We start from the raw sequence: 12,497 nt of genomic DNA, 5'->3' as shown, positions 1-12,497 counted from the left end.
ACACCCGGGAGCAGCTACATGCGACCCATCAGCCCAGCAGTCGTAGGCTGTGAATCGTGAACTCCTCCCCGCTCAGTCGGCGAGCGTGGGACTACGTGATGAAGGCCCTCAACCTCGGGCACCGTGCCGTGTTGATGGCCTCGCGCGGGCACCTCGGCCAGAGTGCGTTCGGCATGCAGGCCGTCGAGCTCCACACGGTCGGGAGGCGGTCAGGGCAGCGGCGTACGGTCCTCTTGACCGCACCCATCTCCAAGCCGGGGCTCGTCGTCCTGGTGGCCTCCAAGGGCGGGGACGACCGGGATCCGGACTGGTACCGGAACCTCGTCGCGAACCCCGACGTCTACCTGACGATCCGGGGCCATGAGGCCCCGTGGCACGCTCGTACGGCGTCGCCGGAGGAGAAGCAGGCGCTGTGGCCGGCCATCACGGCGGCGTACAAGGGCTATGCCTCCTACCAAGCACGAACGGCCCGCGAGATCCCCGTCGTGATCTGCGAGCCGCGTGCGTGAGGGAGTCCCTCACAAGGGGGTGAGTCCGGTGATCACCCAGGTCTGAGCCCTCCGTTCTGCGGTGATGCTCAGCTGTGCCGCGGACACGGTCTTCTGGTCGTCCTTGGCCCGCGTGCTGGCCTGGTCGAGGAAGACCAGGACCCTGGCCTTGTCCTTGGTCAGGGCCTGGACCCCGACGACCTGCACCGTGGCGCTGAGAGTGAGCTTCTGGCCCGGTGCCCGCTGCTGGAGACTGGCGAAGAGGGTGTCGAACTGCTTCCGCGCCTGCCCCGAGAGAGTGGCATTCGCGGCCGCCGTCGTTGCCGCCGGTTCCGTGTAGCTGTAGCTGAGCACCGAGCGCAGTCCATTGCTGACCGCCGTGATCAGACGGGCCTGGCTGTTCACATCGAGCATGGCGCGGTTCTGCAGGGCACTGTCGTTGTTCAGCACCCGTGCCTGCCAGCCGAGGACGCCGGCGAGGACCAGCATCGCGAGGGTGAGGCCGAGTGCCGCCCAGCGCCAGGATCGAACTGTCGCGATCGCCGTCGCGAGTCTGGTCATGAGGTCGTCACCGCCACCTGCTGGAGGTTCTCGACCTTCCATTGCCCCTTGACCAGGACCAGGTCGGCGGAGAACCGATTGCGTTTCACCGTTGCCTCGGTCTTACCGTCGTCGGGCTTGACCGTGATCTCGACCGCCGCGATCAGGGTCGCCGTGGAGTCGGTGAGGTCGGTGACCGCCGCCTGCACGACATGACCGGTGGTGATCTTCTTCTGGTCGGCGACGAGCTGCTGCTCGTCGTCGCCGACAGTGGCGAGCTGGTCATGCAGCACGCCCGTGGAGATGTCACGCCAGGCCTTGAAGCCGTCCGCGACATGTCGGTAGTCCATCGAGTTCATCACCTCCACCGCCTGGGTTCCCTCGACGAGGGCACTGTCGCGCAGTTCGGCTCGTGCCCGCTGCGGACTGTGGTCGGCCTGCCGCCACGACAGGTAGGCGAGCACGAGCACGACCGCAGCGATCGCCAGCAGCGCCCAGGCCCACTCCAACAGCCGTGCCTTCACTTCGAGCCGCCCAGGAGGTCGCTGAGCGTCGTCGTGGACTTCAGCACCGACTGCGGGCCGCGGACGTTGGTCTTCGACGTGCAGCCGGCCTTCGTGTTGAAGATTCCGCTACCCGACGTCTCCAGGCCGGTGTGCATGGTCGTGCCCTCGTAGCCCTGGGTGCACGGCAACGGGGTGAAGAAGGTCGGCTCGATGCCCGACAGCATGCCCTTGCTGGTCAGCACGGCATACGTGATGGACAGGCCCTCGGGCAGCATGATCATCGTCTCCTTGACCCCGGCAGCGTTCGTGCCGAAGACCGTCGCGGTGGAGACCAGGTTGGTCATGAGCTGGCCCAGCGGCTGGCCGACCGTGGTGAAGAACTTCGACAGCTCCGTGGCGGTCGCCGGTGTCGACTCGATCAGCCGACGCCAGTCGGCATCCTCGTCCTTGAACGCATGCGCGACCTCGTCGATGCTCTTGCTGAAGCTCTGGAACGACGACGAGACGTCCTTCTGCGTGGCCAGCACCTTGCCGGAGTTGTCGATCAGACTCGCGGTGACGAGGAAGTTCCGGTCGGCGGTGCGGGCGAACTCGGCAGAGGTGTTGACCAGCCGGGCGAGGTTCGCCCCGTTGCCGCGGGTGAACTCGTAGGTCTCGTCGATCACCGTGTTCAGCGCGTCGGACGGCACCGACGCGACGAAGTCCCGGCTGCTACGCAACAGCGTGTCCATCGCCGGCGGCAGGTCGGCCGCAGTCATCGTGATGTGGTCGCCCTCCCCCAGGTGCTCACCGGCCGTGGAGTCACCGCGGAGGTCGAGGTACTGCTCACCGATCGCGGAGCGGTCGACGACCCGCGCCGTCACCGAGGCGGGCATCACCGGTGCACCGCGCTTGATCCGTACGACGGCGTGCGCTCCGTCCGCCGTGGCGGTCAGTGACTCCACGCGCCCGATCGGCACCCCTCGATAGGTGACCTCGGAGTTGGTGAAGAGGCCACCGGCCTCCGGCATGTCGACGGTGAAGCGATACCCGCCGAGGAACCGGTCGAGGCCGACGTAGTGGATGGCGAGGAAGGTGATCGTGGCGACAGCGATCACGACGAACGCCATCACCTTGGCCTTGGTTGCGAAGGTCAGCATCAGGGCTCCTTGGTCTCAGCCGAGGCGGACGAGGTCGGGACCTGGACCGACTTCTCGGGCACGCCGGGCAACGCCGAGTCGGTCGGGGGCAGCAGGCTCGGGGACGGGGAGCCCGAGGTGGAGGCGCTCGCCGTGCCTGAGGCAGATCCACCGCTGGCTGAGGGTTTCGTCGCACCTGGGGCGGTGGTGCCAGAGGACGATCCGCTGCTCGCAGAGGCGCTCGATGACAACTCACCGACGGGCTTCCGGGTCACTGCGGCACCCGGAGCGGGGCAATCGCCGCGAGCTGCGCAGGAATGGTCCTGAACCGGGTTGTTCCCCGTGTCCTCCATCTGCGGCCACGCACACCCGAACCCGGTGCAGCTCGCCGGCAGGGAGGTGTAGTTCGCCGTCGCGAAGACGTTGAAGTAGTCGCCCTTGATCGCTCCCAGCACGGAGTCGGGGAACGGGTAGGTCAGCAGCAGCTCCAGCGAGTTCGGCAGTGCCTCCCCCGAGTCGGCGAGCTTGCGCAGGATCGGCTCGAGGAGCTTCATGTCCTCGACCATGTCCTGCTGAGAGGCCTTGAGGGTCTTCACGCTGACGGTGCTGAGCTGGTCCAGCGCCTTGAGCATGGCGACCAGCTGGGTGCGCTGGTCGACGAGCACCTTCATGCCCGGGCTCAGGCCCTCGAGCGCGGTGGTGATCTTGCTCTTGTCCTTGTCGAGGGTGGTGGAGAGCTTCGCGACGGCATCGAGCGCGCCGGTGATCGCCTCCTTGCGGTTGTTGAGTCCGCTGACGAAGACCTGCATGTTCGACAGGAAGCCCTTGATCTCCTCGGGGCGACCGTCGGAGATCTTCTGCAGCTCGCGGGAGATGTCCTGGAGCTGCCCGATCCCGCCACCGTTGACCACGAGCGAGAGCGCCCCGAGGACCTGCTCGACCTCGGCGATCTGGCTGGTGTCGCCGATCGGGATGTTCGCCCCCGACTGGAGCACCGCCGTCGTCGCGGTGGTGGACGAGGTGGCGGGGCGGATCAGGGCGACGTACTTCTCCCCCAGCAGCGACGTCTGCTGCAGCCGCGCCTTCGTCCCCACCGGCAGTACGACGTCACGGCGGACCAGCAGGGTGACGTGGGCGCTGCGCGAGTCGGGGTTCAGGGTGATCTTCTCGACCCGCCCCACCGCGATGTTGTCGACCTTGACGCTGCTCTGCGGCACCAGGTCGACGGCGTCGGTGAAGTCGGCGCTGAGGGTCACCGGGTGGGAGCCGACGTTGGCCCCGCCGGGCAGCGTGGTGTTGTAGAGGTCCAGCCCGACCCCGCAGCCCGAGACGGTCATGCCGAGTCCGGCGGCGAGAGCGGCGACGGCGAACGTCAGGCGTCGCGGTCGTGCCGTGCGGGTCTTCATCGGGTGCCCTTCGAGCTGGCGCCGTCCAACATGGTCGGCGGGGAGGAGGCGGAGGTGCGGGCGGTCAGGCCGGAGTCGGCCCAGATGGTGACCTCGTTGACGTTGCCGCGGCCGCCGATCACGTTGTACTTCTCGTTGTAGGAGTCACGCAGGTTGTGCAGCAGCAGCGGGGCGATCTTCACCGTCTCGTCGAGCGACTTCTGCTGGCGCCGCAGCGTCTTCACCGTGGGCATGAGCTTCTCCAGGCTGGTCGCGAGCGCCCCCTGGTTGTCCCGCAGGAAGCCGTCCAGAACCGCCATCGCGCCGGAGAGGTTCTTCGCGGCGGCACTCATGTCGTCCTTGTCATCGGCGAGGTACCCGGCGACGTCGGCGAACTGGCGGTTCACCTTCGCCACGGCGGCGTCGTTGTCGACGAGCATCGTGTTGAGGGTGTTGAGGTTGTCGAGGGTGCCGAAGAAGTTGTCGTCGATGTTGGACAGCGTGGCGCTGGCCTTCCCGAACTCCCCGACCATCTGGTTGAGGTTGCTGCCCTCGCCCTTCATGTTGGCGGCGGCGACCTTGAGCAGGTTCGACAGCGCGCCGTTCTTGTTGGCTCCGTTCGGCCCCATCGCGTCAGCCATCTCGGTCAGACCGCTGTAGAGGTCGTCGATCTCGACCGGGACCGCCGTACGGTCCTGGTTGATCACGGCACCGCTCTTGAGCTGGTCACCGTCGCCCTGGGCCCACGGATCCGTGAGCTGGACGAACCGGTCGCTGACCATCGTCGGAGCGATGATCACGGCCTTGGTGTCGGCGGCGACCGGCTGGCTGGGGTCGAGGTTCATCGTGACCTTGACGTTGCCGCCGTTGGCCTCGACGTGAGTCACCTTGCCGACCGGGACTCCGAGGACCTGGACGTCGGAGCCTGCGTAGAGGCCGACTGTGGAGTCGAAGTACGCCGTCAGCGTGATCGGCTTGGTCTTGAGCAGCTCCCGGATCCCGAAGGCTGCGGCGATCACCATCAGGATCACCAGGGTGGTGATCACGCGGCGGCTGAGGGTGGCACTCACTGGACACCTCCGGGGTGGCAGTTACGGACGACGGAGTTGTCGAGGTGCGGGGTGCCGTCGTCGTTGAAGAGTCCGCACAGGTAGGCGTCGACCCAGCGGCCGTTGCCGGTGGTGGCACCGAGCACCTTGTAGTACGGCCCGAGCTGGGACAGCGCCTTGTCGAGGTTCTTCTGGTTCTTGTTCAGCAGGTCCGAGACCTTGTCGAGCTTGGCCAGCGCGGGCCGCAGGGTCTTCTCGTTGTCCTGCGCCAGTCCGCTCAGCTGGGTGCCGAGGTTCTTGGTGCCGAGCCACATGTCGTGCACGGCGTCACGCCGGGTCTGCAGTTCCCCGAGTAGGTCGGAGCCGTCGGTGATCAGCTTGGCGAGCTCCTGGTTGCGGTCCGCGAGGGTGCCGCTGACCCCCTTGGTCGCCTCCATCAGCTTCGACAGGTCGTCGTCGCGCCCGGAGATGGTGCGGGAGAGGTCGGTGAGGCCACTGACCATCTTCCGGACGGACTCGGGGGTGTCCTTGAACGCAGCGGACAGGGCGTTGAAGCTGGCCTCCATCTGCTGGGTGTCGATCTTGGTCAGGGTGGAGGTGAAGTCCGAGACGGCCGCGTTGACGTCGTACGGCGTGGTGGTGCGCGACAACGGGATCGGACCGTGCAGGGTGCCCGAGCCGAGCGGATCGATGGCGACGTACTTCTGGCCGAGCATCGTCTTCACCTTGATCGCGGCCGTGGTGGCATCGGTGAGGTGGACGCCCTTGGCCTGGAACGTGACCCGAACCGCCTTGCCGTCGAGCTTGACCGAGGTGACCTCGCCGACGCGGACTCCGGCGACCCTGACCTCGTTGCCGGCCTTGAGGCCGCCGGCCTCGGCGAAGATCGCCTCGTGCTCAGGGCCGGCACCGAGGACCGGCAGGGAGGACATGTTCATCGCGCCGTAGAAGGCGACCGCCATGATGCACAGACCGACGATCGCGATCAGGACACGGTTGCGCTCGGCGAAGGAACGGGCGAAGCGAGACATCAGCGGCACCTTTCTGCCAGCGGGACAGCACCGATCGACCCCATGTAGCCCTCGGGGATCGGGATGCGTCCGTTCATCGAGCACAGGTACGTGTTCAGCCAGGAGCCGTAGCTCGCGGTCCGACCGATCGCGTTGAGCTTGACCGGCAGGTTGGTCAGGAACTGCTGCACCTTGTCGCTGTTGTGGTTGAGCGTGTCGGCGAGGACGCCGATGTGCTGGATGGACTGTCTGAGCGGCTCGCGGGTGCCCTCCACCAGGGTGGAGACGCGAGTAGTGAGCTCCCCCATCCCGGCCAGAGAGCTACCGATCGCGGCCCGGTCCGAGGAGAGCCCCGAGACCAGCTGCTGCATCGTGACAAGGGTGGTGTCGAGCTGCCCCGACCGCTCGTTGATGGACTGGAGCACGCTGGACAGGCTGGTAATCAGCTCACCGATCACCTGGTCCTTCTGGGCGAGCGTGGTGGTGAGGCTGGCCGTCGACTTGAGCAGGCCGTCCACGGTGGCGTCCTCCCCCTGGAACACCGCGACGATCTGGGCGCTCAGGTTGTTGACGTCGTCGGGGTTGAGCATCCGCAACAGCGGCCTGAAACCGTTGAACAGCACGGTCAGATCGAGCGCACCGCGGGTGTGCTCGAGGTCGAACGTGGTGCCGGTCTTGACCGCCGTCGAGGCGACCGGGACCGCGTCGGACGTGCTGGCGGGCACCACGGAGCTGCCGCTGGTGCTGCTGGTGTCGGGCTCCTGGATGGACAGGTAGCGCTGTCCGACCAGGTTGCGGAACTTGATCTGCACGACCGAATCGGCGCTGATCCGCACCCCCTTGCGCACCCGGAACGTGACCGTCGCCAGGCGCTTGTCGGTGATCGCGATCTTGTCGACGCTGCCGACCTTGACCCCGGCGACCCGGACCTCGTCACCCTTGTTGACGCTGGTGACGTCGTTGAAGACGGCGGTGTACGTCGTGGTCTGACCCTCACTGCTGTTCATGATCGTCGACGCGAGCATCGCGGTGGCGAACACCGTGACGATCGTGAAGATGATGCTCTTGATGCCCACGACCCAGAGGGAGCCGTGGTTCACGTCGCGACTCATCGCAGTTCCACCTTCGTGTTGCGCAGGGTCGGACCGAGCAGCAGGCTGTTCCAGGCCGGGTACGCCGACGGCGCGATCCCCTGCGTGGGCCCGACGAGCTCGGCGATCCACTGGTTCTCGGCGGGTGAGTTCGCCTCACCGAGTCCGCTCATGGCGTAGAGATAGGACTGGGCGGTGGTGCCCGGCGGTGGTGCGATCGTCGCCGGGGTGTCGTCCGTCGCAGCCTTGATGTCGGTGCTGGCGGCCTCCGGCCACTCGGCCACACTCGTCCCGCTGCCGGTCGTGACAGTCCGGTCGACTGCTGTCGTACCGACGTGACCGGTGACGTACGGGCAGCGCGGCTTGGGCGTGCCCTTGGTGTACCTGACGTCGTCCTTGCCGGCCACGTACTTCTCCCCGGCGGGGATCACCTTGAGGACGGCGTGCAGACCAGGCTGGTTGGTGCCCTTGCCCAAGGCGGTGTCCATCGTCGTCTTCATGTTGGCGACGGCCTTGAACAGGCAGGGGAACTCCGCGGCGTACGGCGACGAGGCACGTAGTGCGGCGCGACTGGCCTTCGACAGCACGATCATGGTGGTGCTGTTGACGTCGAACCAGTGCCGGGCGCTGTCAGCGGAGCCGATCACGCTGGCGTAGACGTTGCGAAGGTTGGTCTGCTCGTCGACCAGCAGCTTGGAGCTGGTCGTCATCGTGGAGAGGGCGTCGACCAGGTCCGGCGCCGCGATGTCCCAGCTGTTGGCCACCGTCGCGAGGTCGGCGAAGTCCTGCGTCATCTGCGGGACCTTGGGGTTCATCTTCTTCATGTAGTGCGACCAGGCGACCATCGCGTCGCCGATCTTGGCGCCGTTGCCGTGCAGCATGATCGCGAACTCGCCGAGCATCGCCGACAGCTTCTCCGGCTGGATCGCCTTGAGCACCGGGAGCAGGGCATCGAAGACCTGCTGGAGCTCGGCGGCCTCGGCCGAGGCGTCCTGATGGATCACGTCCCCCGCGTGCAGCACCGCGGTGGTCGTACCGACGCTGGGCTCGGTGAGGGCGACGTACCGCTCACCGAACATCGTCTTGGGCAGGAGTCGGGCGACCACGTTCTCCGGCAGCAGCTTCATGGTGGACGGGTCGATCGCCAGCGTCAGGTCGGCGCCTTCGGCGGTGGACGTGATCTTGGAGATCTGCCCGACGGGGACGCCGTGGAACTTGACGTCGGAGCCGACCTGGAGGGCGTTGCCGACGACGTCGGTGCGCAGGGTGATGTCGTCGTGCGGGATGAGCACCCGGTTGTAGGAGAGGTACGCGACAGCCAGACCGCCGACGATCAGCGCGAGCGAGAGCAGGCCGAGAACGGCGTCGCGGAGCGCGCCGGCCTTCATCCGGCGATCCTGACGGTGGTGACGGCACCCCACAGCGCCATCGAGAGGATCAGGTCGAGGACGGCGACGGAGACCAGGCTCCGGCGTACCGCCCGTCCGACGGCGACGCCGACGCCGGCCGGGCCACCCTTGGCCTCGTAGCCCATCCGGCAGTGCACCAGGATGATCATCACGGAGAAGATCAGGACCTTGAGGAACGACAGGAAGATGTCGATCGGCGGCAGGAACAGGTTGAAGTAGTGGTCGTACGTGCCGGCCGACTGCCCGTAGACGAACACGGTCATGAGCCGAGCTCCGGCGTACGACGTCAACAGGCCGATCACGTAGAGCGGGATGATCGCGATGAAGCCGGCGATCACGCGGGTGGTGATCAGGTACGGCATCGGGGCGACGGCCATCGCCCGCAGGGCGTCGACCTCCTCGTTGATCCGCATCGCGCCGAGCTGGGCGGTGAAGCCGGCGCCGACGGTGGCCGACAACGCCAGCGCCGCGACCATCGGGGCGACCTCACGCGTGTTGAAGTACGCCGAGATGAACCCGTTCAGCGCCGAGGCACCGATCTGGTCGAGGGCGGCGTAGCCCTGCATGCCGACGACGAAGCCGACGGAGAGGGTCAGGCCGAGCATGACGCCGACGGTGCCGCCGATGACGGCCAGCGCGCCGGAGCCGAAGCTCACCTCGGACAGCAGCCGCAGCACCTCCTTCGGATAGCGGCGGAGGGTCCGCGGGATGTCGGCGAGGACTTCGAGGTAGAACCGGAAGCCCTCGCCGAGGCCGGTCAGGCTCTTGCCTACGCTGCGGAGCCAGGCCTTCGGGGTGCCGAGTGCCTTGACCGGGAACTCGGGGGCGAAGGTCGGACGTGGGTAGGTCGGGGTATCGGCCATGTCAGGCCCCCTTCATGGGCACCAGCGTCAGATACAACGCGGTGAGGACGAAGTTGACGAAGAAGAGCATCAGGAACGTGATCACGACGGACTGGTTGACGGAGTCCCCCACGCCCTTGGGACCGGGCGCCGTGTTGAGGCCGCGGTAGCAGGCGATGATGCCGGCGAGGACGCCGAAGATCACGGCCTTGATCTCCCCCACCCAGAGGTCGTTGATCTGGGCGAGTGCGGTGAAGCTGGAGAGGTACGCGCCGGGCGTTCCGCCCTGGAGGATGACGTTGAAGAAGTAGCCGCCGAGCACACCGACGACGGAGACCAGACCGTTGAGCAGGACCGCAGCACCGACACAGCCGATGACGCGGGGCACCACCAGTCGTTGCACCGGATCGAGCCCCATCACCTTCATCGCGTCGACCTCGTCGCGGATGGTCCGGGAACCGATCTCGGCGCAGATCGCTGCACCACCGGCGCCCGCGATGACCAGGGTGGTGACCATCGGGGCCGCCTGTTGGACGACCGCGAGCACGCTGGCGGCACCCGTCATGGACTGAGCGCCGATCTGCTTGGTCAGGGTCCCGAGCTGGAGCGCGATGACGGCGCCGAGTGGGATCGAGATGAGCATCGCCGGGATCCACGAGACGCTGACGACGAACCAGAACTGTTGGAGGGCCTCGCCTGCGGAGAACGGTCGCCTGAACATCGCTCGGAGGGTGTCGAGCGCGAGGGCGAAGAGGTTTCCGGTCGAGTCGAGGGCGCGGACCGCGAGGGAGGGGGTCGGGATGAACCGCTCTCGGTCAGACTCCTCGTCGTCGGCGACGTACAGATGCGACGCGCCCGTCCTCATCCGGGTCTGGTGCCGGTCGTAACTGGCCCGGAACGCTCCGGAGCGCGGCGAGATCTGCCGCGGCAGGGTCTCGATCGGGCGCGCGGGGCTGTAGCCGTCGCGGACGACGACCTTGCCGTCGATCGCTCCGGTCATCACGTCGACACGTCGGTGGTCGACCTCCTCACTCATCCCGATCGGCCCGTCCGGGTCGCCGCTCATGAACTGGCCGACCACGGGGTGGTCGGTGAGGAGGAACTCCTCGCGCGGACCGAACATGACCAGCTCGCGCCGGTACAGCATGCCGAGGTTGTCAGGCAGCGTGCGGGCCAGCTCGATGTTGTGCGTGACGATCAGCATGGTCGCGTCGGTGGCCGCATTGACCTCCATCAGGAGGTCGGCGAGGTTGGACGTACGCACCGGGTCCAGACCGGAGTCCGGCTCGTCGATCAGGATGATCTCGGGGTCGGTGACGAGCGAGCGCGCCAGGCCGGCACGCTTCTTCATGCCGCCGGAGATCGCGCCGGGAAGCTTGTGCTCCTGGCCGACAAGCCCGACCATGTCGAGCTTCTCCATCACGACCTTGTGAACCTCGTGCTCCTTGAGCTTGGTGTGCTCACGCAGCGGGAACGCAACGTTGTCGTAGACGTTCATCGACCCGAACAGGGCGCCGTCCTGGAAGAGGACGCCGAACTTCTTGCGCATCTCCAGACGCTGCGACTCGCGCGCTCCGATGATGTCGACCCCGTCGATCAGGATCTTGCCCTCCTCGGGCTGGGTGAGCCCGATCAGGGACTTGAGGAACACCGACTTGCCGGTGCCCGACGGGCCCATCATGGCGGTGATCTCCCCAGGGGGAAGGGTCAGCGTGACGTCGTGCCAGATGTTCTGGCGTCCGTACGTCTTGCTGATGCCGATCACTTCGACTGAACCGCCCACGATGGGCCTCCTTGGACACAGGGGTCCCTGCCCGAATCAGGGCAGGTGATGAATGGGGATGTGGATGAGGTGACAGCTGTCACTGAGGTGCGGTGGTGGGATAGGGGTCTTCCTTGACTCCCTCGCACCCGGCCTTCTTCGGCGTGTTCTTCCCGGGAGCGACAGGCCAGACCACGACGCCCTGCTTGAGGTCGGGGTTGAGGCAGGGCCAGGAGGACCGCGCCTCGATCGGGTTGCCCGGCCCTGAGGCCGACTTCGTCATCAGGGCCGAGATGTCGTCACCAGTACGGGTGATGCAGCCCTTGAACGCCGGAATCGTGATCGTCCCGGCCATATAGCCGCCGTAGAGCGGGTTGAAGTAGGACTTCGGGTCATGGGTTGCGTACCACTGGGCCTCGGCCTGTGGGGTGTCAATGGTGTGTCCAGGGCCGACGAGATGAACCGGCGCGGGAGTCACGGTGCGGCATCCCGGCTTCAGCCCGACATCCTGCCCGTCGATCTTCACCCTAAGAATCGACACGTTGAACGAGTCGTCGACGACCACAGGGTCCATCACATGAACAGTGTTGTGATACTGCCCATTGACGAGTTCCTGATAGTTGACGCCCTTCAGATCCACCAGCAGCGGAAGTGGATATCCGTCCTTTCGTCGCTGGCTCATCTGGAGGGTGGCCTCCACCGGCATCAGGCCGAAACCCACACTGCGGACCGTCACCGGCGCCATGTAGCCGTAGTTTCCCGGCGCGCCGCCCGGCGAGACCAGGTATGCCTGAGCATGAATCCACGTGCCCTGAGCCAAAGGATCGGAACTGGTGTTGTAGGTGACCGTCCGCGCGATAGTCATGGCGGCCGGGCTCCGGAACCACTGCATTGCCAACTTGGAATACCCCATGCCCCCGCCCGCAGCGGACACCCAGTCATCGTTAACAGTCCCGTCATTCAGCGGAATACCTGCATACCAGTCGTCGGCGTTCGACGACTGGTGCAATGAAAGGGTGGCGGCGACAAGGGCCACTACGGCCAGCACGCGGCCGACAGGCGAGAAGGGCATGGCACCACCCTCGCGACGTGACGGCTATCACAGCAACGATCCCGCCGTTCACACGGTCGCGCGAGAGGTTTCTTGTCACCCCGGTAACAAGAACCCGGGGAGCCGACGACGGTCGTTTCCCGGAGTGGACATGACACCTGAAGCGATACGCAGACGATGAGATAAGCCATCCGCGACCTGCGCCAACGTCACGAACGCGGGCTCGATCTACGCAGATAGCCCTGT

The 12,497-nt window shown here is 66.5% G+C and carries 12 protein-coding genes and 1 pseudogene; 1 reads left to right on the top strand and 12 read right to left on the bottom strand.

Annotated features, from left to right (window positions below; translation table 11 throughout):
- Positions 1-56: 56 nt before the first annotated feature.
- Positions 57-509, top strand: a complete 453-nt coding sequence (locus Q1V88_RS14935) for a nitroreductase family deazaflavin-dependent oxidoreductase (RefSeq protein ID WP_300682084.1) — start codon at positions 57-59, stop codon at positions 507-509.
- Positions 510-518: 9 nt separating this feature from the next.
- Here the strand turns inward: Q1V88_RS14935 and Q1V88_RS14930 are convergent, their stop codons facing one another.
- The 12 genes and pseudogenes from Q1V88_RS14930 to Q1V88_RS14875 form a co-directional block, all read right to left on the bottom strand.
- Entirely contained in the window at positions 519-1,049 is a 531-nt protein-coding gene (locus tag Q1V88_RS14930) for a hypothetical protein (RefSeq protein ID WP_300682083.1), read from the bottom strand.
- Positions 1,046-1,552 carry a hypothetical protein gene (locus Q1V88_RS14925; protein WP_300682082.1) on the bottom strand — a complete coding sequence of 169 codons (507 nt, stop codon included), beginning with the start codon at positions 1,550-1,552 and terminating at the stop codon, positions 1,046-1,048. The genes Q1V88_RS14930 and Q1V88_RS14925 overlap by 4 nt, the downstream gene beginning before the upstream one ends.
- Entirely contained in the window at positions 1,549-2,673 is a 1,125-nt protein-coding gene (locus Q1V88_RS14920; RefSeq protein WP_300682081.1) for an MlaD family protein, read from the bottom strand. The genes Q1V88_RS14925 and Q1V88_RS14920 overlap by 4 nt, the downstream gene beginning before the upstream one ends.
- Positions 2,673-4,058, bottom strand: a complete 1,386-nt coding sequence (locus tag Q1V88_RS14915; protein ID WP_300682080.1) for an MCE family protein — start codon at positions 4,056-4,058, stop codon at positions 2,673-2,675. The genes Q1V88_RS14920 and Q1V88_RS14915 overlap by 1 nt, the downstream gene beginning before the upstream one ends.
- Positions 4,055-5,107 carry an MCE family protein gene (locus Q1V88_RS14910; protein WP_300682079.1) on the bottom strand — a complete coding sequence of 351 codons (1,053 nt, stop codon included), beginning with the start codon at positions 5,105-5,107 and terminating at the stop codon, positions 4,055-4,057. The genes Q1V88_RS14915 and Q1V88_RS14910 overlap by 4 nt, the downstream gene beginning before the upstream one ends.
- Positions 5,104-6,117, bottom strand: a complete 1,014-nt coding sequence (locus Q1V88_RS14905) for an MCE family protein (RefSeq protein WP_300682078.1) — start codon at positions 6,115-6,117, stop codon at positions 5,104-5,106. The genes Q1V88_RS14910 and Q1V88_RS14905 overlap by 4 nt, the downstream gene beginning before the upstream one ends.
- Positions 6,117-7,208, bottom strand: a complete 1,092-nt coding sequence (locus Q1V88_RS14900) for an MlaD family protein (RefSeq protein WP_300682077.1) — start codon at positions 7,206-7,208, stop codon at positions 6,117-6,119. The genes Q1V88_RS14905 and Q1V88_RS14900 overlap by 1 nt, the downstream gene beginning before the upstream one ends.
- A complete protein-coding gene (locus Q1V88_RS14895) occupies positions 7,205-8,575 on the bottom strand; it encodes an MCE family protein (protein WP_300682076.1) in 1,371 nt (456 codons plus the stop codon). The genes Q1V88_RS14900 and Q1V88_RS14895 overlap by 4 nt, the downstream gene beginning before the upstream one ends.
- Positions 8,572-9,459 carry an ABC transporter permease gene (locus tag Q1V88_RS14890; RefSeq protein WP_300682075.1) on the bottom strand — a complete coding sequence of 296 codons (888 nt, stop codon included), beginning with the start codon at positions 9,457-9,459 and terminating at the stop codon, positions 8,572-8,574. The genes Q1V88_RS14895 and Q1V88_RS14890 overlap by 4 nt, the downstream gene beginning before the upstream one ends.
- Before the next feature lies 1 nt (position 9,460).
- A complete protein-coding gene (locus Q1V88_RS14885) occupies positions 9,461-10,240 on the bottom strand; it encodes an ABC transporter permease (RefSeq protein ID WP_300682120.1) in 780 nt (259 codons plus the stop codon).
- A 384-nt stretch (positions 10,241-10,624) separates the two neighbouring features.
- Positions 10,625-11,203: pseudogene (locus Q1V88_RS14880) on the bottom strand (ATP-binding cassette domain-containing protein); the annotation flags it as partial.
- Between the two features lie 97 nt (positions 11,204-11,300).
- A complete protein-coding gene (locus Q1V88_RS14875) occupies positions 11,301-12,272 on the bottom strand; it encodes a hypothetical protein (RefSeq protein ID WP_300682074.1) in 972 nt (323 codons plus the stop codon).
- Positions 12,273-12,497: the final 225 nt, after the last annotated feature.

The sequence above is a fragment of the Nocardioides sp. genome (genome assembly GCF_030150155.1).
Lineage (GTDB): Bacteria > Actinomycetota > Actinomycetes > Propionibacteriales > Nocardioidaceae > Nocardioides.
The sequence above is the reverse complement of the archived record's forward strand: the minus strand, read 5'-3'. Positions and strand labels throughout refer to the sequence as shown.

What these genes read in the sequence shown, in the direction of transcription:
- Q1V88_RS14930 (WP_300682083.1), bottom strand. Translation starts at nt 1,049, where the DNA reads ATGACCAGACTCGCGACGGCGATCGCGACAGTTCGATCCTGGCGCTGG.
- Q1V88_RS14920 (WP_300682081.1), bottom strand. Translation starts at nt 2,673, where the DNA reads ATGCTGACCTTCGCAACCAAGGCCAAGGTGATGGCGTTCGTCGTGATC.
- Q1V88_RS14915 (WP_300682080.1), bottom strand. Translation starts at nt 4,058, where the DNA reads ATGAAGACCCGCACGGCACGACCGCGACGCCTGACGTTCGCCGTCGCC.
- Q1V88_RS14905 (WP_300682078.1), bottom strand. Translation starts at nt 6,117, where the DNA reads ATGTCTCGCTTCGCCCGTTCCTTCGCCGAGCGCAACCGTGTCCTGATC.
- Q1V88_RS14900 (WP_300682077.1), bottom strand. Translation starts at nt 7,208, where the DNA reads ATGAGTCGCGACGTGAACCACGGCTCCCTCTGGGTCGTGGGCATCAAG.
- Q1V88_RS14895 (WP_300682076.1), bottom strand. Translation starts at nt 8,575, where the DNA reads ATGAAGGCCGGCGCGCTCCGCGACGCCGTTCTCGGCCTGCTCTCGCTC.
- Q1V88_RS14890 (WP_300682075.1), bottom strand. Translation starts at nt 9,459, where the DNA reads ATGGCCGATACCCCGACCTACCCACGTCCGACCTTCGCCCCCGAGTTC.
- Q1V88_RS14875 (WP_300682074.1), bottom strand. Translation starts at nt 12,272, where the DNA reads ATGCCCTTCTCGCCTGTCGGCCGCGTGCTGGCCGTAGTGGCCCTTGTC.